22 protein-coding genes, 3 tRNA genes and 1 pseudogene are annotated in these 22971 nt (G+C 64.3%); 12 read left to right on the plus strand and 14 right to left on the minus strand.

Features of this window, described 5'->3' with window-relative positions:
* Window positions 1–50 precede the first annotated feature (50 nt).
* From tilS to cysS, 4 genes are read right to left on the minus strand one after another with little or no spacing between them, the layout of a single operon-like run.
* Window positions 51–1478, minus strand: a complete 1428-nt coding sequence (gene tilS / locus LPB04_RS20300; RefSeq protein ID WP_193686269.1) for a tRNA lysidine(34) synthetase TilS — start codon at window positions 1476–1478, stop codon at window positions 51–53.
* 10 nt (window positions 1479–1488) lie between these two features.
* The gene (locus LPB04_RS20305; protein WP_193686270.1) at window positions 1489–2466 is read right to left on the minus strand and encodes an acetyl-CoA carboxylase carboxyltransferase subunit alpha; all 978 of its coding nucleotides are present in this window, start codon (window positions 2464–2466) and stop codon (window positions 1489–1491) included.
* A 59-nt stretch (window positions 2467–2525) separates the two neighbouring features.
* Complete coding sequence (locus tag LPB04_RS20310; RefSeq protein ID WP_193689116.1) at window positions 2526–3221, minus strand: DNA-3-methyladenine glycosylase family protein; 696 nt, start codon at window positions 3219–3221, stop codon at window positions 2526–2528.
* The gene (gene cysS, locus LPB04_RS20315) at window positions 3221–4615 is read right to left on the minus strand and encodes a cysteine--tRNA ligase (protein WP_193686271.1); all 1395 of its coding nucleotides are present in this window, start codon (window positions 4613–4615) and stop codon (window positions 3221–3223) included. The genes LPB04_RS20310 and cysS overlap by 1 nt, the downstream gene beginning before the upstream one ends.
* Before the next feature lie 268 nt (window positions 4616–4883).
* On the opposite strand from cysS, the gene LPB04_RS20320 reads away from it, so the two are divergent.
* The 3 genes from LPB04_RS20320 to LPB04_RS20330 all read left to right on the plus strand — a co-directional run bounded on the left by LPB04_RS20320 (window position 4884) and on the right by LPB04_RS20330 (window position 6862).
* The gene (locus LPB04_RS20320) at window positions 4884–5495 is read left to right on the plus strand and encodes a peptidylprolyl isomerase (RefSeq protein ID WP_193686272.1); all 612 of its coding nucleotides are present in this window, start codon (window positions 4884–4886) and stop codon (window positions 5493–5495) included.
* 65 nt (window positions 5496–5560) lie between these two features.
* Window positions 5561–6052 (plus strand): peptidylprolyl isomerase, encoded by a 492-nt coding sequence (locus tag LPB04_RS20325; RefSeq protein ID WP_193686273.1) that lies wholly within the window; start codon window positions 5561–5563, stop codon window positions 6050–6052.
* A gap of 45 nt (window positions 6053–6097) precedes the next feature.
* On the plus strand, window positions 6098–6862 hold the full coding sequence (locus LPB04_RS20330; protein WP_193686274.1) for a UDP-2,3-diacylglucosamine diphosphatase: 765 nt from the start codon (window positions 6098–6100) through the stop codon (window positions 6860–6862).
* On the opposite strand, the gene LPB04_RS20335 is transcribed toward LPB04_RS20330, so the two are convergent.
* Together LPB04_RS20335 and LPB04_RS20340 are read right to left on the minus strand one after the other, a co-directional pair.
* Window positions 6863–9082: an NHL repeat-containing protein gene (locus tag LPB04_RS20335; protein WP_193686275.1), complete on the minus strand. Its 2220-nt coding sequence runs from the start codon at window positions 9080–9082 to the stop codon at window positions 6863–6865. It abuts the gene before it with no gap.
* A 31-nt stretch (window positions 9083–9113) separates the two neighbouring features.
* Entirely contained in the window at window positions 9114–9656 is a 543-nt protein-coding gene (locus LPB04_RS20340; RefSeq protein WP_193686276.1) for a hypothetical protein, read from the minus strand.
* Here LPB04_RS20340 and LPB04_RS20345 point away from each other — a divergent pair.
* From LPB04_RS20345 to LPB04_RS20360, 4 genes are read left to right on the plus strand one after another with little or no spacing between them, the layout of a single operon-like run.
* A complete protein-coding gene (locus LPB04_RS20345) occupies window positions 9655–10023 on the plus strand; it encodes a GntR family transcriptional regulator (RefSeq protein ID WP_193686277.1) in 369 nt (122 codons plus the stop codon). The two genes, LPB04_RS20340 and LPB04_RS20345, sit on opposite strands and share 2 nt — an antisense overlap.
* The gene (locus tag LPB04_RS20350) at window positions 10020–10892 is read left to right on the plus strand and encodes an ABC transporter ATP-binding protein (protein WP_193686278.1); all 873 of its coding nucleotides are present in this window, start codon (window positions 10020–10022) and stop codon (window positions 10890–10892) included. Before LPB04_RS20345 ends, LPB04_RS20350 begins: the two co-directional genes overlap by 4 nt.
* The gene (locus LPB04_RS20355) at window positions 10889–11881 is read left to right on the plus strand and encodes an ABC transporter permease subunit (RefSeq protein WP_193686279.1); all 993 of its coding nucleotides are present in this window, start codon (window positions 10889–10891) and stop codon (window positions 11879–11881) included. Before LPB04_RS20350 ends, LPB04_RS20355 begins: the two co-directional genes overlap by 4 nt.
* A gap of 2 nt (window positions 11882–11883) precedes the next feature.
* On the plus strand, window positions 11884–12684 hold the full coding sequence (locus tag LPB04_RS20360; RefSeq protein ID WP_193686280.1) for a hypothetical protein: 801 nt from the start codon (window positions 11884–11886) through the stop codon (window positions 12682–12684).
* Here the strand turns inward: LPB04_RS20360 and LPB04_RS20365 are convergent.
* The 5 genes from LPB04_RS20365 to rnr all read right to left on the minus strand — a co-directional run bounded on the left by LPB04_RS20365 (window position 12644) and on the right by rnr (window position 18208).
* Window positions 12644–13327 carry a YceH family protein gene (locus LPB04_RS20365; protein WP_193686281.1) on the minus strand — a complete coding sequence of 228 codons (684 nt, stop codon included), beginning with the start codon at window positions 13325–13327 and terminating at the stop codon, window positions 12644–12646. The two genes, LPB04_RS20360 and LPB04_RS20365, sit on opposite strands and share 41 nt — an antisense overlap.
* A 7-nt stretch (window positions 13328–13334) precedes the next feature.
* On the minus strand, window positions 13335–14072 hold the full coding sequence (gene cysE, locus LPB04_RS20370; protein ID WP_193686282.1) for a serine O-acetyltransferase: 738 nt from the start codon (window positions 14070–14072) through the stop codon (window positions 13335–13337).
* A gap of 259 nt (window positions 14073–14331) precedes the next feature.
* Window positions 14332–15072, minus strand: coding sequence for a 23S rRNA (guanosine(2251)-2'-O)-methyltransferase RlmB (gene rlmB / locus LPB04_RS20375; protein ID WP_193686283.1), 741 nt, complete (start codon window positions 15070–15072; stop codon window positions 14332–14334).
* Window positions 15069–15674 carry a hypothetical protein gene (locus LPB04_RS20380; RefSeq protein ID WP_193686284.1) on the minus strand — a complete coding sequence of 202 codons (606 nt, stop codon included), beginning with the start codon at window positions 15672–15674 and terminating at the stop codon, window positions 15069–15071. Before LPB04_RS20380 ends, rlmB begins: the two co-directional genes overlap by 4 nt.
* Window positions 15671–18208 (minus strand): ribonuclease R, encoded by a 2538-nt coding sequence (gene rnr, locus LPB04_RS20385; RefSeq protein ID WP_193686285.1) that lies wholly within the window; start codon window positions 18206–18208, stop codon window positions 15671–15673. The genes LPB04_RS20380 and rnr overlap by 4 nt, the downstream gene beginning before the upstream one ends.
* 383 nt (window positions 18209–18591) lie before the next feature.
* Between rnr and LPB04_RS20390 the strand changes: the two genes are divergently transcribed.
* The 3 genes from LPB04_RS20390 to LPB04_RS20400 all read left to right on the plus strand — a co-directional run bounded on the left by LPB04_RS20390 (window position 18592) and on the right by LPB04_RS20400 (window position 18995).
* Window positions 18592–18676: transfer RNA gene (locus LPB04_RS20390), tRNA-Leu, on the plus strand.
* A gap of 99 nt (window positions 18677–18775) precedes the next feature.
* Window positions 18776–18860: transfer RNA gene (locus LPB04_RS20395), tRNA-Leu, on the plus strand.
* A 50-nt stretch (window positions 18861–18910) separates the two neighbouring features.
* Window positions 18911–18995: transfer RNA gene (locus LPB04_RS20400), tRNA-Leu, on the plus strand.
* Between the two features lie 85 nt (window positions 18996–19080).
* Here LPB04_RS20400 and cueR read toward each other — a convergent pair.
* Window positions 19081–19470, minus strand: coding sequence for a Cu(I)-responsive transcriptional regulator (gene cueR, locus LPB04_RS20405; protein WP_193689117.1), 390 nt, complete (start codon window positions 19468–19470; stop codon window positions 19081–19083).
* A 333-nt stretch (window positions 19471–19803) separates the two neighbouring features.
* Here cueR and LPB04_RS20410 point away from each other — a divergent pair, with 333 nt between their 5' ends.
* On the plus strand, window positions 19804–20397 hold the full coding sequence (locus LPB04_RS20410) for a phasin family protein (protein ID WP_193686286.1): 594 nt from the start codon (window positions 19804–19806) through the stop codon (window positions 20395–20397).
* A 47-nt stretch (window positions 20398–20444) separates the two neighbouring features.
* On the opposite strand, the gene tssA is transcribed toward LPB04_RS20410, so the two are convergent.
* Window positions 20445–21446 carry a type VI secretion system protein TssA gene (tssA, locus tag LPB04_RS20415; protein ID WP_193686287.1) on the minus strand — a complete coding sequence of 334 codons (1002 nt, stop codon included), beginning with the start codon at window positions 21444–21446 and terminating at the stop codon, window positions 20445–20447.
* A gap of 14 nt (window positions 21447–21460) precedes the next feature.
* Window positions 21461–22009 (minus strand): annotated as a pseudogene (locus LPB04_RS20420) (AAA family ATPase); the annotation flags it as partial.
* A 108-nt stretch (window positions 22010–22117) separates the two neighbouring features.
* Here LPB04_RS20420 and LPB04_RS20425 point away from each other — a divergent pair.
* Window positions 22118–22894: a hypothetical protein gene (locus LPB04_RS20425; protein ID WP_193686289.1), complete on the plus strand. Its 777-nt coding sequence runs from the start codon at window positions 22118–22120 to the stop codon at window positions 22892–22894.
* The last annotated feature ends 77 nt before the right edge of the window (window positions 22895–22971 follow it).

Here is a 22971-nt window from a genome sequence, read left to right on the forward strand (position 1 = left end):
CGAAAAGCTATACGAAAAGAAAATAAAGTAATACGCTTTTCGAATAGAAACTATTCAGGCCTGGACTCCCAGCGCAGGGCGACGGCATCGAGCCCTGCCGCGGCAAAATGCTGGCAGTCCATGCCCAGGCCCGCCGCGAACAGCAGGTCGCGCCCGCTGCTGACGACCGGCAGGCGCACACGCTCCCAGGCCGGAATGTCGGCCGCCTGGTAATGGGCTTTCAAAGGACGGGTCGGCCGGTTGGCGGCCAGCTTGAGGCGCTCGCCGCCCTTGCGGAAATCGATGACGAGGGCGCGCTCACGCAACCAGTCCGGATCGAAACCCGGGCCGGTCCCTGCCGGGTCGAAGTGCAGCACGCCGCCGTAGGCCGGGAAGGCCAGCTGCGCTTCGCCCTGCCAGCGGAAGCTCTCCCCTTCTTTCTCCAGCACGCCTTCGTCGTCCGGGTCGCGCATGCCGGAGAGAATGGCCAGCTTCGGCGTGACGTACAGGCGGTCGCGGTGGCGCCGCAGGTGGCAGGCCGGGTGCGTCACCAGGAGCTGGGCGTCGTGGCGCGCCTCGATCAGCTGCGCCACCAGTTCCGTCAGCCAGGCGGTCGAGGGCATCGCCAGGTTCTGCTGCGCGAACCAGTGGCGCAACAGGTTGAAGACGCGGTCCAGGCTCATGGCGCGCAGACGGGCCACGTCGATGGCGCCGTCGATCAGGGTTGCCGCCAGGTCTTGCGCCGCCAGTTCGTTCAGGAGGCGCTGGGCCGACTGCGCATGCGCGGCGCTGCGCGCAAAGCGCTGCTGGAAACCGGGAAAGGCCTGCGCCAGCGCCGGCATCACCTGATGGCGCAGCGCATTGCGTGCATAACGGGTGTCGCCGTTCGATTCGTCCTCGACCCAGGCCAGCCCGTTCGCAAGCGCATGGGCTTCGAGCTCGGCGCGCGACAAGGGCAGCAAGGGCCGCGCCATGACGAGGTCCGGGTTGCCCAGCAATTCGGGCGCGGCGTTGGCCGCATCCATGCCGGACAGGCCGGCCGGACCCGAGCCGCGCAGCAGTTGCAACAGCACGGTTTCGGCCTGGTCATCGAGGTGGTGGGCGGTCAGCAGCAGGGTCGCGCCGTGCGCGCGGCACATCTCTCCCAACGCGCGGTAGCGCAGCTTGCGTGCGGCCGCCTCGGTTCCGGAGCCGCCGCCGTCGACCTGTACCTGGCGCACGTCGAAGCGCAGGCCGAGCGCGGCGCTGCTGTCCTGGACATGCCGCTGCCAGGCGCCGGCATGCGCGCTGAGACCGTGATGAACGTGGAAAACGAGGAGAGAGCTGGCTTGCGCCTGGCACCAGTTCGACGCCAGTTGCAGGAGGACCATCGAATCGAGGCCGCCGCTACAGGCAATGGCGATCGTGGAGGGGGAAAACTGTGCGCGCAGCCCGTCAAGGGCGCGCGCGAAGATGGCCGGGACGGACCCGGCTTCGCATCTACCAACTGCGCTACTCACTGATGACAACTCACTCGTCGGTCGGCGTCGTTTCCTTGAACTTACCGTAAGCCATCAGTTTTGCGTGACGGGCTTCGAGCAAATCCTTGGTCTTCATGCCCTGGAACTGGCGCAGGGTATCGGCCAGCGCGCGCTTGAGCATCTGCGCCATGTTCTTCGGATCGCGGTGGGCGCCGCCCAGCGGCTCGGTAACGATCTTGTCGATCACGCCCATTGCCTTCAGGCGATGCGCGGTCAGGCCCAGTGCGTCGGCGGCGTCGGCCGCGCGCTCCGAGGTCTTCCACAGGATCGAGGCGCAGCCTTCCGGGGAAATGACCGAATAGGTCGCGTATTGCAGCATCAGCACGGCGTCGCCCACGGCAATCGCCAGCGCGCCGCCGGAACCGCCTTCACCGATGATGGTGGCGATCAGCGGCACTTTCAGCTCGGCCATGACATAGAGGTTGTGGCCGATCGCTTCCGACTGGCCGCGCTCTTCGGCGTCGATGCCGGGGAACGCGCCCGGGGTATCGACGAAGGTGAAGATCGGCAGGTTGAACTTTTCGGCGACCTTCATCAGGCGCATCGCCTTGCGGTAGCCTTCCGGTTTCGGCATGCCGAAATTGCGCATCGCGCGCTCTTTGGTGTCGCGGCCCTTCTGGTGGCCGATGACCATGCAGGCCTGGCCGTTGAAGCGCGCGAGGCCACCGATGATCGACTGGTCGTCGGCAAAGGTGCGGTCGCCGTGCAGCTCGTGGAAATCGGTGAAGATCGCGTTCACGTAGTCCATCGTGTACGGACGCTGCGGGTGGCGCGCGATCTGCGAGACCTGCCACGGGGTCAGCTTGGCGTAGATGTCTTTCGTGAGCTGCTGGCTCTTCTTGTCGAGGCGATCGATCTCTTCCGAAATGTCAACGGCGGAATCGTCCTGGACGAAACGCAGCTCTTCGATTTTCGAATCGAGTTCGGCAATAGGCTGCTCGAAACTGAGGAAAGTTGTTTTAGTCATTGTACCTCCGGGGGTTATTCTGTTGCCATGGCGCAAGGCGTTCGCGCGGCGATTTGGCGTTATTCTACCGTACCGGAGGCCGCTGCGGACGCCAAACCTGAGGCAGCGCCGGGATCGAGACTGCGCCACAGATACCAGGTGGCGACGGTGCGCCAGGGCTCCCAGTTGGCCGCCACCTCGCGCGCATCGCTGCGCGAGACGGGCTCTCCGGAAAAATAGTTCTGGCTGATGCCCTGGATCAGGCCCGCGTCGTCGAGCGGCAGGACGTTCGGACGCAGCAGGTTGAAGATCAGGAACATCTCGGCCGTCCAGCGGCTGATGCCGCGGATCTGCACGAGTTCGGCAATGACGGCCTCGTCGTCCATCTCGGACCACAGGTTCGTGTGCACGCGCTTGGCCTTGAAATGGTCGGCCAGGTCGAGGATGTATTCGGTCTTGCGTTTGGACAGGCCGCAGGCGGACAGCTGCTCGGCGCCGAGCTTGATGATCTGGCCCGGGGTCAGCTTCGGACAGCACGCGTTCAGCTTGGCCCAGGCGGCGTCGGCCGCTTTCGGCGTGACCTGCTGGCCGACGATCGAGCGCGCCAGGGTCGTGAACGGATCGGGATGCCCCTTCAGGTGCATGTCGCCGAACTGCGGAATGAGGCGCTTCATGATGCGGTCGCGCTTCATCAGCTCGGCTTTCGCCTCGGCCCAGTACGCGGGCACCTCGAGTTCCGGCGTGCCGTTGCCGCCGTTGTCCTTTTCCGCTGCCATCATGCGCGACGCCAGTTCGTCGTCCCGTCCGGTTTGTCTTCCAGGATGATCCCGGCGGCCAGCAGCTCGGCGCGGATGCCGTCCGCTTCCGCGAAATTGCGCGCCTTCTTGGCGGCGGCACGGGCCGCGATCAGGTCGGCGATCTCGGCTTCGCCGAGGCCGCCCTGCCCGCTGCCGGCACGCAGGAATTCCTGCGGCGCACGCTGCAGCAGGCCGAGCACGCCGGCCAGGGCTTTCAGCTGGCGCGCCGTCGCGACCGACTTTGTGCGGTTGACTTCGCCTGCCAGGTCGAACAGCTCGGCCACGGCCAGCGGCGTGTTGAAATCGTCGTCCATCGCTTCGCGGAAACGGCGGGCATGGGCCTCGCTCCAGTCGACGGCGGGCGTCTCGCTACCGAGGTCGACATCGCCGAGGGCCGTGTACAGGCGCGTGAGCGCACCCTTGGCGTCGTCGATGTGCACGTCCGAATAGTTCAGCGGGCTGCGGTAGTGGGCGCGCACGATGAAGAAGCGGATGACTTCGGCATCGTATTTCTTGAGGACGTCGCGGATCGTGAAGAAATTGCCCAGGGACTTGGACATCTTCTCGTTATCGACGCGGACGAAACCGTTGTGCACCCAGTAGTTCACCATCGGCACGCCGAAGGCGCCTTCGCTCTGGGCGATCTCGTTTTCGTGGTGCGGGAATTGCAGGTCCTGGCCGCCGCCGTGGATGTCGAAGTGTTCGCCCAGGTGCGCGCAGGACATGGCCGAGCACTCGATGTGCCAGCCCGGACGGCCGCGGCCCCATTTCGAATCCCATTTCGCTTCCGCGGGTTCGGATTCCTTGGCCGCTTTCCACAGAACGAAATCGAGCGGGTCGCGCTTGCCGGTGTTGACGTCGACGCGTTCGCCGGCACGCAGGTCGTCGAGCGACTTGCCCGACAGCTTGCCGTAGTTCGGGAAGCTGCGCACCGCGTAGTTGACGTCGCCGTCCTCGCCCTGGTAGGCCAGGCCCTTCTCTTCGAGCTTTTCGATGATCGCCAGCATGCCGGGCACGTGCTCGGTTGCGCGCGGAACGACGCTCGCCGGCAGCATGTTCAGCGCGGCGAAGTCTTCGTCCATGTACTGGGTAAACCGCGTGACGAGCGAGGACAGCGTCTCGCCGTTCTCGACCGCGCGCTTGATAATCTTGTCGTCGATGTCCGTGATGTTGCGCACGTACTTGACCTCATACCCCGATTCCATGAGCCAGCGATAGATGACGTCGAAGGCCATCATCATGCGCGCGTGGCCGACGTGGCAGTAGTCGTAGACGGTCATGCCGCAGACATACATGCCGACCTTGCCGGCCTCCATCGGGACGAATACCTGTTTCTCGCGCGCCAGCGTGTTGTAGATCTTTAATTGGCTCATGGGTGGTGATGTTTCGAGAGGGGATCGGAAGCCCGGAGCAATACGAATCCCGAGCGCGTTCGCTATACAGCGCGCGCCGGGATTCGCTCTTGCGTCGGGACCGTCAGCCCTCTTTGTTGTTCTTGGATACCAAATTCTTTTGATAGAATGAGACGTTCTGCGCAAAGTATAGCATTGATAAAAACCCGGCTGGCCGCATATGGCTCAGGTTTATTTTTCTGCAAAAGACTTGACAGGCCTTGCGCCACGTCCACCGAGGAGACGCCCCATGCACGCACAAAAACAATCCCGCCGCGCCCTTCTGACGCACCTGGCCGCGGCCGCGCTGGCGATCGGCTTTGCCGGCCACGCCTTCGCCGCCGACAATCCGCAGGTGGCGATCAAGACGACGATGGGCGAGATCGTGGTCGAACTCGACGCCGAACACGCGCCGAAGAGCACGGCGAACTTCATGCAATACGTAAAGTCCGGTTTTTACAAGGGTACGGTCTTCCACCGCGTGATCGACGGCTTCATGATCCAGGCCGGCGGCTATACCGAGAAACTGGTCGACAAGCCTGGCGTGCGCAAGCCGATCCCGAGCGAGTCGAAGAACGGCCTCTCGAACAAGCCCTACACGCTGGCCATGGCGCGTACCGACAACCCGAATTCGGCGACCTCGCAGTTCTTTATCAACGTCAACGATAATGCCGGCCTCGATTATCCGGGCCAGGACGGCTACGGCTATACCGTGTTCGGGCGCGTGGTGAAGGGGCAGGAAACGGTCGACAAGATCAAGGGCGTGATGGTCGACGACATGCGCGGCATGCAGAATGTACCGGTGACACCGATCGTGATCCAGTCCACCACCGTCCTCGGTGGCGATCGGCTTGTAAAGTGAGTCCTTAAATAAGCTGTAAAATACCGGTCTTGCATTCTTCTTCAACAAATAGAACAGGATTACCCATGACCTCCGTACTGCTGACCACCAACAAGGGCAACATCACCATCGAACTCGACGCCGAGAAAGCGCCGAAGACCGTTGCCAACTTCCTGGACTACGTGAACAAGGGTCACTTCAGCAACACGATCTTCCACCGCGTGATCAAGGACTTCATGATCCAGGGCGGCGGTTTCGAGCCAGGCATGAAGCAGAAGCCGACCGACGCGACCGTCGAGAACGAAGGCAAGAACGGCCTGAAGAACGACAAGTACACCGTCGCCATGGCCCGCACCTCGGCCCCGCATTCGGCATCGGCCCAGTTCTTCATCAACACCAAGAACAACGACTTCCTGAACTACCCGGGCCAGGACGGCTGGGGCTATGCCGTCTTCGGCAAGGTCACCGCGGGCACTGAAGTCGTCGACGAGCTGAACAAGGTCGCCACGTCGCGTGCCGGCATGCACGCGGACGTGCCGGTCGAGCCGATCATCATCGAAAAAGCCGAAGTCATCTAATTAGTACCGTCTAGTACCACCCCTCGCGCGGGAGAAAGTTTTAATATGTCCACTCCCGCGCGCACGGCCGCGCTTTTCATTTCCGACCTGCACCTGCAGGAATCCCATCCGCTGACGGCAGAAGCCTTCTTCCGCTTCCTCGACGAGCAGGCGGCGCATGCGGACCAGCTCTATCTCCTTGGCGACATCTTCGAATACTGGGCCGGCGACGACGACCTGGACACGCCCTTCCACGCGCGCGTGATCGCAGCCCTGCGGGCGCTGGCCGATCGTGGTGTGGAAGTGTTCTGGATGGCGGGCAACCGCGACTTTCTCGTCGGCGCCGGTTTTGCGCAAGCGGCCGGCTTGCGGCTGCTGGACGAACCGCACGTGGCCACGATAGCCGGCCAGCGCATCGCCCTCGTGCACGGCGATGCCGAATGCACGCTCGATATCAAGTACATGGAATTTCGCGCGACGGTGCGCAATCAAGCCTGGCAGGAACAGTTCCTGGCCATGCCGCTGGCCCAGCGCAAGGCGATCATCGCCGGCCTGCGCGAAGGCAGCCGCGAAGCGCATACGACCAAGTCCTACGAGATCATGGATGTCACGCCCGCTGCGATCGACGCCCTGTTCGAGACCCTTGGGGTCGAGGTGCTGATCCACGGCCATACCCACCGCCCTGCCCTGCACCTGCATGGCGGCAAGCGCCGCTACGTGCTGCCCGACTGGGAGCTGGATGTCCAGCCGCCGCGTGGCGGCTGGATCGCCGTCGATGACCATGGCTCGGTAACGAGACATGGCATCGACGGCTCGCCCGTCCTGTCCTGATTACAGGCTGGACTGCAGCAGCGCGTAGCGCGTCATGCCGTACAGCTTGCCGCCCAGGACCGCGACGGCGCCGATGTCGGCATTGCCCCAGCCGTAGGTCGGCGACGACACCACACCTGCCGGGCTGATCTTGCGCACGCTGCCCTGGCCGCTGAGGTACAGGTTGCCCGCGTCGTCGATCGCCATGTGGTCGATTTCATAGAAACCGAGGGTAGCGACGCCCACCGCACCGTCGATATTGCCGGTTTCATTGAACGGCGTGCCAGCGAAGACGCTCAACACACCCGCGGTCGAGTACTTGTAGACGGCTGCCGTGGCGGTATCGGCAATGTAGATATTGCCGGCGGCGTCGACGACGACCGATTGCGGCGTGAACTTGACGCCGGTACGGGCAGGGAACAGGGCCGCGATCTGCGCCGTGTTGACCAGCACGGTGCGCGCGCCGGCCGGGGTAACGCGGATCACTTCGCCTGAGTTGGTACCGGTCACGACCACTGCGTTGCCGCTCGGCTCGACCGCGAGGTTGACTGCCTTGATCGAGGCATCCGGGGTCGTCACCTCGTTGTTCAGGATGCGGCGCACGCCATCCGTTTGCGCGATCCACAGGCTGCCATCCTTGCCGGCCGCGATGCGTTGCGGCGTGTTGAAGGTTGCCGTCGCCAGCGCGCCGTTGTCGTTGCCCGGCGTGCCAGCCTTGCCGCCAACCGTCGTCACGAAGCCTGCCGGCGTTGCCTTGCGCACCACGTGGCCGGCCGGGTCGACCGAGTACAGGTTGCCGTCGCTACCAGCGGCCAGCGAGCTGAAGGAGCCGAAACGTGCAGCAATGCCTGGACCGTCGACGCTGGCGCGCAGCGCCGGGGTGGATTTCACGGTGCTTACCGCGCCGGTCAGGCTGACCTTGCGCAGGATTTCCTGGCCACTGTCGACGACGATCAGGTCGGTACCGTCGAAGGTAATCGACAACAGGGTACTGAAGGACGCTGCGGCGCCTTGTCCATCCACACTGGCGCGGTTGTCGTTGCCGGCCAGGGTCGTCACGACGCCTGCGCCGGTCACTTTGCGCACCTTCGCCAGGTCGGTCACATACATGTCGCCGTTCGCGAAGGTCATGCCGGTGATGGCGCGGAAGCGTGCATTCGCGCCGGTACCGTCTTCGTACGACAAGCCGCTCAGTTTGCCGACAAACAGGACCAGCGCGCCATTGACGTCTTTCCAGATACGGTTGTTCGAGTCCGAGAAGAACAGGCCACCGTCCGGGGCGCGTGCGACCCGTTGCAGGGTGATCGTCGCCGACGGATCCGGTTGTGGGTAGGTACGGGTGGTCACCACGCCGGCTGCGCTCACGAGGCGCACGGCAGGCTGCGAAGTCTGGGAGTCGATCACGATGACGCCGCCGGCGCCGTCGGAGACGAGCGAGCCCGGGCGTTCGAAGCGGGCAGCGGTGCCGGTCGCATTGACCTGGCCCATGCTGGCCGTTGCCACGTTCTTGCAGACGACCGTGCCGCCGCCGGCGAGGGTCGAGACCGTGCCGTCCGGCGCGACTTTACGAATTTCGCCGTTGCAGCCGTCGGACAGGAACAGGTTGCCCTGTGCATCGACGACGGCGCCGCCGGCGCCGCCCAGCCAGAATTGGGCTGCGGCAGCTGCGCCGTCGGCCGTACCCGGCTTGCCGGTGCCGCCGGCGAAGGTGGAGATCTGCTGGCTGGCCTTGTCCAGCTTCAGCACGCTGTGCGGACCCGCGTCGAGCACGTACACGTTGCCGTTGGCGTCGGCGGTGACGGCGAGCGGTTCCTTCAGTGCGGTCGACAGGCCGGCGACCTGGCCCGCCACCTGGTTACCCAGGACCGGCGCGCAGGCGATGGTCGCATTGTTGAGGTTGGCGTTGATCGTGCCCGAACCGTTGCCGACCTGGCAGGTATAACCCGCAGGCGCGATCGCCTCGATGTTGTAGCTGGCACCGGCATTGAGCTTGGTGTCGAGGGTGAACGCGCCGTTGGAGGCAATGATCTTCTTCTCGCCACCGTTGGAGACGGTGACCGGCGTGCCGGCTGCCAGGCCGTACACGGTGCCGCCCAGCGTGTACTGGGTTGCAGGCGTGGTCGGGTTCGTGCCGCCGGTCGATCCGCCGCCGCCGCCGCCGCCGCCCCCGCCTCCGCCGCAACCAGCCAGTAATACGACCAGGGCCGTGGCAACTGCAAATTCAAATCGTTTGAGTTTCAATTTATTCTCCTTGAGCACTTATTGGGGCGAACTACACCGTTCGCCTATGCGACACGCAATGTGATGATGCAAAAAATACAAGAAATTTTGATAATTGATTTTCACACATTTTTCTCAACAGCGGCGCTCGATACGATTCATGCTGGAAACGTACCCAAATGAGATGAAACAATTTCCCTGCGGGGATAACGAAGCCTAACTGTTTCCTAAACGAACCTTTTGAAGCAGATTCATGTGCATATTGGGGGTAGCCTGCCAGCCTGCGTGCTGGTGCCATTTGTAACAGTTCGTTAGTTTTTAACAAGAAATTTTCTCTATCATGTCGGCATGCGCGAGCCATGAGCGCGCCGCACAGCCTGATGGGCACGGCCGGGTTGTGCGTCGAGCACTGTCGCGTTCGGCTTGCCATGCGCTTTGCGCCGTTCAGTGCCGCTTTTTTGCAGTTCATCGCATTCCGGTTTCGCCGAAAAGTGCTGGTGTCATACTTCACTACAACACCACCGCATTCGATCAACACAGGAGCCAGAGATGATTGAGCATGCTGCAGCAGCCGAGCGACAGGGAGGCCATCCATGAACATCGGCTGGAACGACAACGCACCCATTTACCGCCAGCTGAAGGACCGGGTCATCGATATGATGCTCGACGGCATCCTGAAGGCCGGCGACGCCCTGCCCTCGGTTCGCCAGATCGCGGCCGAGTACCAACTGAACCCGATCACCGTTTCCAAGGCATACCAGGAACTGGTGGACGAAAACCTAGTAGAAAAACGAAGGGGGATTGGCATGTACGTGACTGAAGGAGCGAGCGAGAAACTGCTTGCAAGCGAACGCGAGCGCTTCCTGCGCGAAGAGTGGCCGGCCATGGTGGAACGCATCCGCCTGCTGGGCCTGAACGTCGAACAGCTGCTGCACACCACGCAGCCGGGAGGTTCAGCATGAGCGCCGTGATTTCCGCCCGTGGCCTGACCAAGCGCTACGGCAAGCAGACCGCCATCGACGGCATCGATTTCGATATCCCGGCCGGACGCATCGTCGGGCTGATCGGCCCCAACGGTTCGGGCAAGACCACGACCCTGAAGGCGGCGCTCGGCCTGATCCCCTTCGACGGCGAACTGACGGTCATGGGCAAGGATCCGCGCACCCAGCGCGACGCCCTGATGCAGGACGTGTGCTTCATCGCCGACGTCGCCATCCTGCCGCGCTGGCTGCGCGTGATGGACGCGATCGACTTCGTGGCCGGCGTCCATCCGCGCTTCGACCGCTCGCGGGCCGAAAAATACATCGCCAACACCCGCCTGCGTCCGACCATGAAGGTCAAGGAAATGTCGAAGGGCATGATCGTCCAGCTGCACCTGGCCCTGGTGATGGCGATCGACGCCAAGCTGCTCGTGCTCGACGAGCCGACCCTGGGCCTCGACATCATCTACCGCAAGCAGTTCTACCAGAACCTGCTGGAAGACTATTTTGACGAGAACAAGACCATCATCATCACCACGCACCAGGTCGAGGAAGTCGAGCACATCCTGACCGACCTGCTGTTCATCCGCGACGGCAAGATCGTGCTGGCCGCCTCGATGGACGAAGTCGGCGAGCGCTATGTCGAAGTGATGGTGGCGGCCGACAAGGTGAATGCCGCCAACGCGCTGCAGCCGCTCGACCAGCGCACCGTGTTCGGCAAGAACGTGATGCTGTTCGACTCGGCCCGCGCCGGCGGCGTCTCGCGCGCCCAGCTCTCGGCCCTCGGCGAAACGCGCAATCCGAGCGTCGCCGACCTGTTCGTGGCAACCATGAAAGGAACCTACGCATGAATACGATGAAATGGCTGCTCCGCCGCGAGTTCTGGGAGCACAAGGGAGGGTTTGTCTGGGCGCCGCTGATTGCCGCGATCATCATGGTGGTGCTGGTGGGCGGCGTGCTCGGCTACGGCGTCGCAAGCGGCAAGATGGCCGCCGACAACGTCAGCATCCGGGTCGACGGCGAGGAAGTACACCACACCTCGATCGCGAACGTCATGACGAGCGAGAAGCGTGCCGAGGTGGCGAGCATGGCCGCGAATAACTACATCGCCGTCGGCGCGCCGATCTTCGTCGTGTTGCCGGTCGTGGCCTTCTTCTACTGCCTGGCCGCGCTCTACGACGACCGGCGCGACCGCAGCATCCTGTTCTGGAAGTCGCTGCCGATCTCGGACGCCGATACCGTGCTGTCGAAGCTGGTCACGGTCCTGGTGGTGGCGCCCATGATCACGATCGGCGTGGCGACCGCCGCGGCGCTGGCGATCTGGTTCCTCGGAGCGCTTGCGGCAAGCCATCTCGGGATCAGCCTGTTCGGCCCGGTGCTGACCAACGTGAATTTCTACCTCGCACCGCTGTACCTGGTCGGCATGGTGCCGGTCTACATCCTGTGGGCGCTGCCGACTGCCGGCTGGCTGCTGCTGGTGTCGAGCTGGGCCAAATCGAAGGTCTTCCTGTGGGCCGTCGGCGTGCCGCTGATCACCGCCGTGCTGCTGAAGTGGCTCGAATACCTGATCGCGATGACCTACCAGGGGCCGGCCCTCAACATCGGCCATGCCGTCCAAAAGGTGCTGGAGGCGATCCTGCTCGGCTTGATTCCCGGAACCTGGTTCATGAACGCCGGCGGCGACCTGCCGATGCCGACCCATCAAGGCGTCGACATGATGACGATGCTCGCCTACTCATGGTCGACGCTGTCCAAGCCTGAACTCTGGGCTGGCGTGCTGGCCGGCGTGGCGATGATCTTCGCGGCGATCCGCCTGCGCCGCTGGCGCGACGAGGGTTAAGCATGCGGCGCACATTGCTTGCATGTGCGCTCGGCTCCCTGCTCCTCTGCGGCCCGGCCGCGGCGGTGCCAGGGGTCGATGAGCCCTCGACGATCCACGTCAACGCCCTGCGTCATCCGGAGCTGCGCAAGTACAAGGCGATCCTGGCAGGCCTCGACAGCTTTGAGCGGCACCATGCGCTGGCCCCGAACATTCCTGCGCTGCGTTTCCGGATCGAAGCACGCCATGATTCCGGGCTGCCCGAACAGCCGACCGTACGCATCGAACGCGAGCACGATTTCATCCTGCCGCTGGCGCTCGACACCAGTAACCGCTTCACGGTGCCCCGCAGCGAAGCGGCGCTCGACGCCGGGGGCGAACTGGTGCTGAACCAGAAGCGCAAGGACTATCGGATCGTGCCGGAGGTGCGTACGCCCGGCTTGCCGGACAATATGCGGCGTCTGGGCGACCTGCGCCTGGAATGCAAGGTCACGGTTGCGATCGCGAAGGAAGAAATTCCCCTGTTCTGGGTGCTGACACTGAACAGCGTGCTGTTGAACCGGGACTGGTGCAACTTTTTCTCGGAAAAGGAACGCCGCGCAGGGTTCCGCTTTAATACCGAGACATCGATCCTCGCAGCCACGTTGCGCGAAGGTGGGCGCAGCATGGTACTGGAGACCGGAAAAAAACACTTCCTCGTAGGCCTGAGCGACGCCGAATGGAGCGACGAGGCGCTGGTGGAACTGGAATTCGGCACGGCCCCGCCCGCCTCGCCCGCGGCGCCTACTGGAACTGCTGGCGAAACGCCTCGAACTGCGCCTTGAGCTCTTCAAGTTCGGCGCGCACTGCGGCGACTTCCTCTTCCAGCTGGCCGATGCGGGAGGATGGCGCCGCCGGGGCGGCGGCGCTGCCGAATGCCGAGTCGTCGCGGGCGGTGGAGATCTCGCCGCCCAGCAGCTGGCCGTAGCGCGATTCCTTGGTGCCGGGCGCGCGCTCCAGTTTCGCCACCAGCGGCGGATATTTATCGATCAGGAACTGCAGCGTCGCCTCGACGTCGGCCACCGACTTGAACTCGTGCAGGCGGCCGGTGCGGGTGCGGATCTCGCCGGCGGTCTGCAGGCCGCGCAGCATCAGCACGGTCAGGACCGCCACCTTGTCCTGCTCGAGCGTCCATTTGATGCGCATCCGGTGCTCGTATTTCGTGACCCGGGCGCCGGCGGCGCTGATGCCGCTCACCAGGCGCCGCTCGATCAGGCGCTGCAGGGTGTCCTGCACCGTGTCTTCGGACAGCTGCATCACCGGATCGCGGCTCGACAATTGATTGCAGCCATTCACGATGGCGTTGAGCGACATCGGATAATTGTCCGGCGTGAGCGCCTCTTTTTCGGCCAGCACGGCCAGCACGCGGATCTCGAACGGGTCGAGCACGGGCGCCGTACCGACGCCGGCGATTGTTTCTTCAGTCATGGCTTCCTTAATCGACGAGCCGGTTCAGTTCGGCTGAATCGAGTTTATCACCCTCGAGCATGTTCGGGCAGGCGATGCCGGCCGCCTTGATGGTGGCCGTCAGGCGTTCGAGCTGCTCGTCCTGGCGCGCCACGTGATCGATCAGGCCGCGCAGGGCTTTCGAAACGGGATCGTCTCCGTTCGCCGCGACGCCGTAGGCCGCGAACATGCGCGCGCTGCGCGACTGGTCTTCCTTGCGGATGATGTGGGCCGGGTTGCCGACCGCGGTGGCGCCTGCCGGGACCGGTTTCACCACCACGGCATTCGAGCCGACTTTCGCAAATTCCCCTACCGTGAACGCGCCCAGCACCTGGGCACCGGCGCCGACGATCACGCCGCGCTCGAGCGTCGGATGGCGCTTGGTGCCGGCCACCAGCGTGGTGCCGCCGAGGGTGACACCCTGGTAGATGGTGCAGTCGTCGCCGACGACGGCGGTTTCGCCGATGACCACGCCGAAGCCATGGTCGATGAAGACGCGCCGGCCGATGGTCGCGCCGGGGTGGATTTCGATGCCGGTAATGACGCGCGCGAGGTAGGAAATGAAGCGGCCGAGCCACTTCAGGTTCAGGTTCCAGCAGGCATGCGCCCAGTTGTGCAGGACGATCGCGTGCAGGCCTGGATAGCAGGTCAGCACTTCCCAGCCGTTACGGGCGGCCGGGTCGCGTTCGATGATGCTCTTGATATCTTCGCGCAACGAGGAAAACATAATAAGTACAGAAGGAAAACAGGGGCAAATGGTAGCTTATACGGCTACACATTGCTTGGGAGGGGGTCAATTTGGAGGGATTGCCCGCGACGGCGGGCGTGGCCGTTGCCGGCGCATGCGTTGTGCGCTGATACGCGTGGGCTCAAGAGCCCACCCTACGTTACGCGACAGCCAGCGACTGTTGTGCACCGTAGGGTGGGCTCTTGAGCCCACGCGTCAAACAGTGCTTGCAACGAGGCTAAGGATTTAGCACCGGCTTTCAGACATTGATACCGCGCTGGCGGCGCGCTTCGTACAGGCAGACGCCCGAGGCGACCGAGACGTTCAGGCTCTCGACCGAGCCGAACATCGGGATGCTGACCAGCAGGTCGCAGGTCTCACGCGTCAGGCGGCGCATGCCCTCGCCTTCGGAACCCATCACCAGCGCCGTCGGGCCGGTGAAGTCGGCTTCGTACAGGCCCTTGTCGGCGTCGTCGGACGTGCCGATCAGCCAGATGCCGCGGTCCTTCAGCTCGCGCATGGTGCGCGCCAGGTTCGTCACCGTGATGTAGGGAACCGTCTCGGCAGCGCCGCTGGCGACCTTGGCGGCGGTGGCGTTCAGACCGACCGCGCGGTCCTTCGGCACGATGACCGCGTGCGCGCCGACGCCGTCGGCCACGCGCAGGCAGGCGCCCAGGTTGTGCGGATCGGTGATGCCGTCGAGGATCAGCAGCAGCGGCGGACCTTCGATTGCATCGAGCAGCTCGTCAAGGTTGCGCGCCAGCGCCAGCTGGCTGGCGAAGGCGATCACGCCCTGGTGCCGGCGGGTGCCGACGATCTTGTCGAGGCGCGCGGCCTCGACCGGCATGACGCGCACGCCCGCCTCTTTCGCGTTGGCGATCAGGGCCTTCATGCGGGCGTCGTTGCGCTCGGCATCGACGAAAATTTCTTCCACCGACTGCGCCTCATGGCGCAGGCGCGAGGTCACGGCGTGGAAGCCGAAAATCATTTTATTCTTCATGCGTTACTTTTCTTCTTGCTGCTCGTTTTGGATGGTGCACTCGCCGTCTTGGCGGCGGGCTTGGTGGCGACACTCTTTTTGGCGACACTCTTTTTGGCGACGCTCTTTTTTGCTGCCGGGGCGGGCACGGCAGCTTCCACTGCCGGCGCTGCTTCGACCTTGACGGCACGGGCGCGGCGCGGCTTGGCTGGCGCCTCATCCGCTACGGCGACCGGCGCCACGGCTTCGGCTGCCTTGGTGCGGCGTGCGCGTTTCGGTGCTGCTTCGGGCTCGGCCTGAACGACAGCAACTGCCTCGACCGGCGCCTCGGCGACTGCCTTGGCTTTGCGCGGACGCTTGGCGGCAACCGGCGCAGCTGCAGGCTCAGGTGCCGGCGCCTGCTCCAGGACCGGCTGCGGCGCTACCACGGCGCCCATGTCGAGCGCGGCCGGCAGTTTGCGCGAACGGCGGGCGGGCTTCGCTTGCGCGGCATCGGCGATCGGCTCAGCGGCTTGCACCGCTGGCTGCTCCACCGGGGCCGGTGCAGCATTCGCCAGCTCGCGCGCGGCGGCGCGTTCCTTGCGCTCCTTGCGCGAACGCTTGGATTTACCGCCGCCCGTCACCTCGACGCCGTTGGCGGCAGCGTCGAATTGTGGCTGGGCTGGGCTCTGGTCCTGCTCTTGCTCTTGCCCGGCTTGCGGCAGTTGCGCCGCAGCTCGCGTGCTGCCGCGCGCTCCTTGCGTCCGCGGCGCGAACGCTTCGAGCGGCTGCCCTTGCCTTCTTCGGCCAGGGCATTGCCGCCCTGGCGCGCCGCCGGCGCTGCCGCTGCTGCCGGCTGCGCGTTCGCACCGCGATTGCGGTCCGACTTGTTCTCGCCACGACGGCTTGAGCCGCCCTGCTCGCGTTGCTGCACAGGCGCCGCGCCGGCATTGGCGTCCTGCGCCAGCACCAGGTCGATCTTGCGTGCTTCCAGGTCGACCTTGGCCACCTGCACGGTGACGCGGTCGGTCAGGCCGAAGGTTTTACCCGTACGCTCGCCGCGCAGCAGGTGGCGCGCTTCGTCGTACTGGAAATAATCTTCGCCCAGGCCCGTCACGTGGACCAGGCCTTCGACATACAGCTCGTCGAGCTGGACGAAGATGCCGAAGGTCGTCACGCCGGCGACGATGCCGGTGAAGGACTCGCCCAGCTTGTCCTGCATGAAGTAACACTTGAGCCAGTTCTCGACGTCGCGCGACGCCTCGTCGGCGCGGCGCTCGTTGGCCGAGCAGTGCACGCCGAGCGCGTCCCAGATCGTCAGGTCCTTCTCGTCCTTGGCCTTGCCTTCGGCCTTGTCTTTCGCCTTCTGCTTGCGCGTGGCGTTCGACACGTTCGTGTTCAGCTTGGCGAGGTCGATTCCTTTCGGCTCGTATTTCTTGCCCGCCAGCACGGCCTTGATGGCGCGGTGGGTCAGCAGGTCGGGATAACGGCGGATCGGGCTGGTGAAGTGGGCATAGGCCTCGTAGGCCAGGCCGAAGTGGCCGACGTTGTCCGGGCTGTAGACGGCTTGCTGCATCGAACGCAGCAGCATGGTCTGCAGCAGGGTCGCGTCCGGACGCTCCTTGATCTCGCGCATCAGGGCTGCGTAATCGCTCGCCTGCGGCTTCAGGCCGCCGCCCAGGTTCAGGCCCGTCATCTTGAGGAAGGTACGCAGCTGGTTCAGCTTTTCCTCGGTCGGCGTGGCGTGGATGCGGAAGGTGCCCGGGTGCTTGTGGCGGATCAGCAGGTCGGCGGCGCAGACGTTCGCGGCCAGCATGCACTCTTCAATCAGGCGGTGCGCATCGTTGCGGGTGCGCGGGATGATCTTTTCGATCTTGCCCATCGCATTGCAGACGATATAGGTCTCGGTCGTCTCGAAATCGATGGCGCCGCGCTCCTGGCGTGCCGCCAGCAGGGCATGGAACACGCCGTTCAGGTTCTGCAGGTGCGGCACGATGGCCGGACGGCGGCCCGCCTCTTCGCCGCGCGGATCCTTGAGGATATCGGCGACCTGGTTATAGGTCAGGCGCGCGGCCGAGTGGATCACGGCCGGATAGAACTGGTAGGCCTGCACGACGCCATCGCTGCTGACGACCATGTCGCAGACCAGGCTCAGGCGGTCGACCGCCGGGTTCAGCGAACACAGGCCGTTCGACAGCTTTTCCGGCAGCATCGGGATCACGCGGCGCGGGAAATAGACCGAGGTGCTGCGCTCAATGGCGTCGACATCCAGGCCGTCGTTCGGCTTCACATAGTGGCTGACGTCGGCGATGGCGACCAGCAGGCGGAAGCCGTTCTCGCGGCCGATCTTGACCGGCTCGCAATACACGGCATCGTCGAAGTCGCGTGCGTCTTCGCCGTCGATCGTCACCAGCGGCACGTCGCGCAGGTCGACGCGGTCGGCCAGGTCGGCATCGACCACTTCGTTCGGCAGCTTGTTCGCCTGCTTGAGCGCGTTCGGCGAGAACACGTGCGGCACGCCGAACTTGCGCACGGCGATCTCGATTTCCATGCCCGGGTCGTCCAGTTCGCCGAGCACTTCGACGATGCGGCCGGTCGGCTGCTGGAAGCGGGCCGGCTGCTCGATCAGCTCGACGCTGACGACCTGGCCGGCCTTCGCCTTGCCCGGCGAGCCGGCGACCAGGATGTCCTGGTTCATGCGCTGGTCTTCGGGAGAGACGACCCAGACGCCGCCTTCGTTCAGCAGGCGCCCGATGACATGGGTATTGGCGCGTTCGACGACTTCGACGATCGTGCCTTCCAGGCGCCCGCGGCGGTCGGTACCGGTGACTTTCGCCAGCACGCGGTCGCCATGCAGCACTTTCTGCATTTCCTTATCGTTCAGGAACAGGTCGTTGCCCGGCTCGTCGGGGATGACGAAGCCGAAGCCGTCGCGGTGGGCGCTGACCTTGCCGGCGATGAAGCCGCTCTGGTCTGCCAGAGAATAAGTGCCGTTGCCGCCGCTGCGGATCTGGCCATCGCGTTCCATCGCATTCAGGCGGCGGCCGAGGACTTCTTCGGCGGCGCTCTTGACGTTCAGGGCACGTGCGAGCGTGGTCGCATCGAGCGACGTGCCTGCATCACGGAACACGCCGAGAATTTCCTCTCGGCTAGGAATAGTATGAGTAGGTTGCTTCAAATCGTTTTCTTGAATTTCTTATTAATGAGGTTCCGGACCGGCCGGCACCCTGGTTGGATTGACACCTTGTCAGGCGTAGTGTAACGGAGGACGACAGGATTCGCCTAACGAAGCGTGCCCGCGTCGATGCTGCGGCCTCGACAGGCGGGTCTTTGACTTTTGCAAACCTTCCGCTATAATCTCGGCTCTTTCGCAACGACAGTATTGTGAAGCGAAGGAAAAGCAGCGGCAGTAAAAGGATTTCTGCGCTGGAGCGACGAAAGTTGATCTAGCGAAAAACAGGAAAGCCTGATATTGTATCAGCTTCACCGTTTGACGACGTAGCCTGTGCTCCCGAGCGCAGGACTCATCACCCGAATGGTGTTGGCTGCAGCAGCAGAAATGCCCACGTGGCGGAATTGGTAGACGCGCATGGTTCAGGTCCATGTGCCGCGAGGTGTGGGGGTTCGAGTCCCTCCGTGGGCACCACTCTACTGGCAGTAAGTCCGCAGCAGTATCAGCATGTAGCCTGTGCTCCCGAGCACAGGACTGCAAAGGTAGCATGTAGTTAGATTGAGCAGTACCAGTGCCCACGTGGCGGAATTGGTAGACGCGCATGGTTCAGGTCCATGTGCCGCGAGGTGTGGGGGTTCGAGTCCCTCCGTGGGCACCATCTACTGGCAGTACTCCGCAATATCTTGTTGTACCTGGTTGTATTTGTAGGCCCACGTGGCGGAATTGGTAGACGCGCATGGTTCAGGTCCATGTGCCGCGAGGTGTGGGGGTTCGAGTCCCTCCGTGGGCACCAAAGTTTTCTGGTTGATGGCTGACCGGCGCAAAACGCCGCAATCCTTGCAAAAGGTTTGCGGCGTTTTGCGTTGTGCGCCCTCTTTCTATCCTGCCGCCAGGTCGTCGAGAATCGGGCAATCGGCGCGCTCGTCGCCGTGGCAGGACGCCGCCAGCTTGGCCAGCGTGCGCTTCATTGCCTCCATCTCGGCAATTTTCTTTTCCAGCTCTCCGATATGGCTGCGCGCCAAGGCCCGTACGTCGGCGCTGGCGCGCGCCTTGTCCTGCCACAGGGCCAGCAATTCCCGGATCTGTTCCAGCGAAAAGCCCAGCGCCCGCGCGCGGTGGATGAATTGCAGCACCTGCACATCGCGCTGCGCATACAGCCGGTAGCCGGCATCGGTGCGCCGGGCGGCATCGATCAGGCCGATGGACTCGTAATGGCGGATCATCTTGCTCGATACGCCAGAGGCTTTGGCCGCTTCGCCGATATTCAATACTTCCATGTTCGCTCCTGTTATCGGAAAGCAGGATACACCTTCCCATCGTGGGAAGCGCAAGCCAAAGCCCGGTCTGCGCAGGATATGGAGTATGCTCGGGGCACGATGAAGGCATTCGGAGCCCCTATCGGGACAGCCGTTGCGAAAAGCTCATCGTTGTTAAATAATAGGTTTAGAGCACCTAACAAAACCGTCAGGGCAAGGCGCATCGTCGAAGACAGTACGCTGGTACGGCGAGACGAATGCAACGCAGCCATGGCGGATTTGTTAGGCGCTCGTGTTAGTCCGCAGGTCGCCGATCGCTTTAACGACAAAACCGAGGAGACATTGATGTTCACGAGTCCGGAACAATTCGCATCCGCTACCAAAACCCTGTTTGACCTGCAAATGCAGACCTTCGACATGCTTGCCAACAAGACGGTGAAGGGTTTGGAGCAGGTGATGGCCCTGAACATGGCCACCGCCCGCAGCACCATGGACAAGACGCTCGAGGCCAGCCGCGACCTCTCGCAGGCACGCGACGCCCGCGCCGCGTTCGACGCACTCTCGGCGCGCATGACCCCGGATATGTCCGGCGGCGTCGAGTACCGCGACCAGATGAAGGTGATTATCGAGGAGATGCAAAGCGAATTCCGCCGCGCCGCCGACGTCCACGTGGCCGAGGCGAAAAGCACGCTGTCGGCGCTGATCTACGACGTCACGCAAAACGTCAAACCGGGTTCGGAAAACGCGGTCGAGATCATCAAGGCCGCGATCGAGAATGCCTTCAAGGGCTACGAGCAGGTGACCCAGGCCACGCGCGACGCGGTCAAGAATGTCGAGGAGCAGATCGCCAAGGCTTCTTCGCTCGTCACGCCGGGAGCGGACAAGGCCGCTTCAGGCACCCAGCCAGGTGCACAGCAAGGCGACAAGCCTGCGCAGTAAGAGATCGTCAACCGACAGGGCGGCTTGCGCCGCCCTGTCTTCCTCGTTCACCCCTGCTCTTCCCGCACGATTCCCAGCAGTTCCTCCACATGGGCCAGCGCGCCCGCGTCCTTCACGACTGCTTTCAGCCACAGGTGCAGCGGCTGCTCGCCCCAGTGCGCCGCCTTCTCGGCCAGGTAGGCGACCGGGCTGTGCGGCTCGGTCTGGCGGAAGTAGTCGGCCACCGCGCGCAGCTGGCCCAGCGCCTGGGCGCGACTCGCGATTACGCCGGCAAAGGCCGGCAAGGCCGCTGCCGCCGGAACGACGGCGCCTGATGGCGCCAGCGCCGCCGGCGCCGTCGCAGCAGCGGCAAGGACCGCGCCCGCGGCTGGCGTGACGAAATGCGCCAGGTTCTGCAATGCCGTGCGTGCGCCGCTGAAGCCGGGACCGTCGGCGCCGAGGCGCGTGTCGACCGCTTTTTCCAGCTCGGCCAGCGCAGCCAGGCAGTGGTCGCAGTCCTCGAGCAAGGCTTGCTGGAAGCCTTTCGAGGTCTTGCCGCGCGCCGCCTCGACATTGGCGATCGCCTCGGCGCCATGGGCACGCGCCGCTTCGATGTCGCGCATCGAAATGGCCGTGCCTTCGGTCACCGGACATTCGGTCACCAGCTGCGGCACGCGCGCCGCGATCCAGCACAGGTTGCCGATGCGCCGCTCGTAGCCGTCTTCGTCGGGCTGCGGATACAGACCGCCCCAATAACGCTCGCACAGGGCGGCCACGACCGACAGCGCGTCGCCGAGGCTGCGCAGCCCGCCCGTCTTCGCGCCCGCTTCGGCCAGCCAGACGGCCAGCTGCAGGTCCTTGCTGCGCGTCTCCAGCAGCAGCGCGCAGCGTTTGGTCACGAACTTCCAGTCCGCTTCCTTGAGCGTCGTGACCCAGGCGCCCTGCTCGATCGACGGATCGTCGGCCTTGCGCGCCTGGGCGATCGCGTCGATTTCGGGCGAGAACGCGAGGTCCTCGCCGCAAGGGGAAGCGGCGCTGACCGGCTTGAGTAAAGTGTCGACCTTGAACATGTTCGCTCCCTGCCTCAGGCCGCTGCATCGATCGCGTACTTGAACTTGCCCGCCCTGGTCGCCCCGACCTTGATGCGCGCGATCGCCCCGCCCTCGGCCATCTTCGCCAGCACGCTGTCGGCGATCTCGGGCAGCAGCGTGCCGTTCAGGATGGTGTCGACATTGCGTGCGCCGGAATCGACCTCGGTGCAGCGCGAGAGGACGGCATTGACCAGCGCCTCGTCATATTCAAACGTCGCGCCATGGTTGTCGCGCACGCGCTGGCCGATGCGGTTCAGTTTCAGGCGGATGATGTTGGCCAGCACCTCGTCCGCAATCGGGTAGAAAGGCACGGTCGCCAGGCGTCCCAGGAAGGCCGGCTTGAACTGCTTCATCAGCTGGGGACGGATCAGCTGCGCCAGTTCGTCGGGCTTGGGCATCTCGGCCGGCGTCTTGTTCAGGCAAGCCTGCATCATCGTACTCGACGCCGTGTTCGAGGTCAGGATGATGATCGTGTTGCGGAAATCGATCTGGCGCCCTTCGGCGTCGTCCAGTACACCCTTGTCGAAGACCTGGAAGATCAGCATGGATTTTCCCGGAGCGTTTCTAATCGAGGCAGGAACGTCCATCTTAGGAGGTATGCCGTGCGCCCTACAGACGAAAATCAAGCAGGCTCGACAAGACCAAACCTGATGTCGTCGCGCCGCGGCGCTGGAGAAGAGAATATTCTCGCGATGCTCGAACGCGATTCGGCGCGCCGCATGGGCACCCGCATGTCGGGCGTGCGGCTGGCCTGGTACGGAGCGGCGGCGGCGCTGGCCGGCGTCCTCGCCGGGGGCATCGCCTGGCTCGCCTGGGACAACCACAAGGGCGTGCAGGAGCTGCAGGCGCGGCACGACGCGGTCGTGGCGCCGGCGGCGATGACCGACGCCGTCCCGCCGCCGCAATCGCCGCCGGCGGCCGCACCGGCGCCGGTCGTCGAGGCCCCGCGCACGGCCGTGATCGTCGACGAGTCCGCGCGCAAGCGCGATACGGCGGTCGCCAGCACCGTGCCGCCGCTGGTGATGCTGCCGCCGCAGGAACTGAGTGGCGCGAAACCGGTCGCGCCGGCGCCCCGTCCCGCACAGGAAAGCGTGGTGGAGAAACCGGTGAAGGCAGAACCGGCCCGCACCGCACCGCGCAGCGCCGCCGAGAAAAAGCCCGGGAAGGCGGCCAGGCCGGCACCGCATCCTGCGAAACCGGCACGCGCCGGCAGCGTGGTGAAAGCCAGGCCGGAAGCCAAACCCGAGGCCAAACCCGCACCTGCGGCCAGGGCGCGCAAGGCCGCAACGGGCGCCGAGGCCCCGGTCGACAGCGACGTCGCCCTGATCTCGGCCATCATCCAGCAGTCCGAGCGCCACCGCGGCGAGCGGGAAGCGGCCGGCGCCTGCAAGGGCGCCAAATGCCCGCCCAAGCCCACCCGCCCCTGATGTGGCAAAAAACCACGGCCGCCCGGCCAGGCGGCCGAAAGGCTTGGGTCTTCACGCACTCGGGGTTATACTGTACA

Origin of the sequence: Massilia litorea (assembly GCF_015101885.1) — a bacterium.
Taxonomy (GTDB): Bacteria; Pseudomonadota; Gammaproteobacteria; order Burkholderiales; family Burkholderiaceae_D; genus Telluria; species Telluria litorea.

Coding starts and splice junctions, on each gene's coding strand:
- LPB04_RS20425 (WP_193686289.1), top strand. CDS start 22,118: ATGTCGTCGCGCCGCGGCGCTGGAGAAGAGAATATTCTCGCGATGCTC.
- LPB04_RS20365 (WP_193686281.1), bottom strand. CDS start 13,327: ATGACTGAAGAAACAATCGCCGGCGTCGGTACGGCGCCCGTGCTCGAC.
- LPB04_RS20350 (WP_193686278.1), top strand. CDS start 10,020: ATGAGCGCCGTGATTTCCGCCCGTGGCCTGACCAAGCGCTACGGCAAG.
- cysE (WP_193686282.1), bottom strand. CDS start 14,072: ATGTTTTCCTCGTTGCGCGAAGATATCAAGAGCATCATCGAACGCGAC.
- LPB04_RS20330 (WP_193686274.1), top strand. CDS start 6,098: ATGTCCACTCCCGCGCGCACGGCCGCGCTTTTCATTTCCGACCTGCAC.
- cysS (WP_193686271.1), bottom strand. CDS start 4,615: ATGAGCCAATTAAAGATCTACAACACGCTGGCGCGCGAGAAACAGGTA.
- LPB04_RS20320 (WP_193686272.1), top strand. CDS start 4,884: ATGCACGCACAAAAACAATCCCGCCGCGCCCTTCTGACGCACCTGGCC.
- LPB04_RS20305 (WP_193686270.1), bottom strand. CDS start 2,466: ATGACTAAAACAACTTTCCTCAGTTTCGAGCAGCCTATTGCCGAACTC.
- LPB04_RS20410 (WP_193686286.1), top strand. CDS start 19,804: ATGTTCACGAGTCCGGAACAATTCGCATCCGCTACCAAAACCCTGTTT.
- LPB04_RS20310 (WP_193689116.1), bottom strand. CDS start 3,221: ATGGCAGCGGAAAAGGACAACGGCGGCAACGGCACGCCGGAACTCGAG.
- LPB04_RS20340 (WP_193686276.1), bottom strand. CDS start 9,656: ATGGATGGCCTCCCTGTCGCTCGGCTGCTGCAGCATGCTCAATCATCT.
- tssA (WP_193686287.1), bottom strand. CDS start 21,446: ATGTTCAAGGTCGACACTTTACTCAAGCCGGTCAGCGCCGCTTCCCCT.
- LPB04_RS20345 (WP_193686277.1), top strand. CDS start 9,655: ATGAACATCGGCTGGAACGACAACGCACCCATTTACCGCCAGCTGAAG.
- rlmB (WP_193686283.1), bottom strand. CDS start 15,072: ATGAAGAATAAAATGATTTTCGGCTTCCACGCCGTGACCTCGCGCCTG.
- LPB04_RS20360 (WP_193686280.1), top strand. CDS start 11,884: ATGCGGCGCACATTGCTTGCATGTGCGCTCGGCTCCCTGCTCCTCTGC.
- LPB04_RS20325 (WP_193686273.1), top strand. CDS start 5,561: ATGACCTCCGTACTGCTGACCACCAACAAGGGCAACATCACCATCGAA.
- LPB04_RS20355 (WP_193686279.1), top strand. CDS start 10,889: ATGAATACGATGAAATGGCTGCTCCGCCGCGAGTTCTGGGAGCACAAG.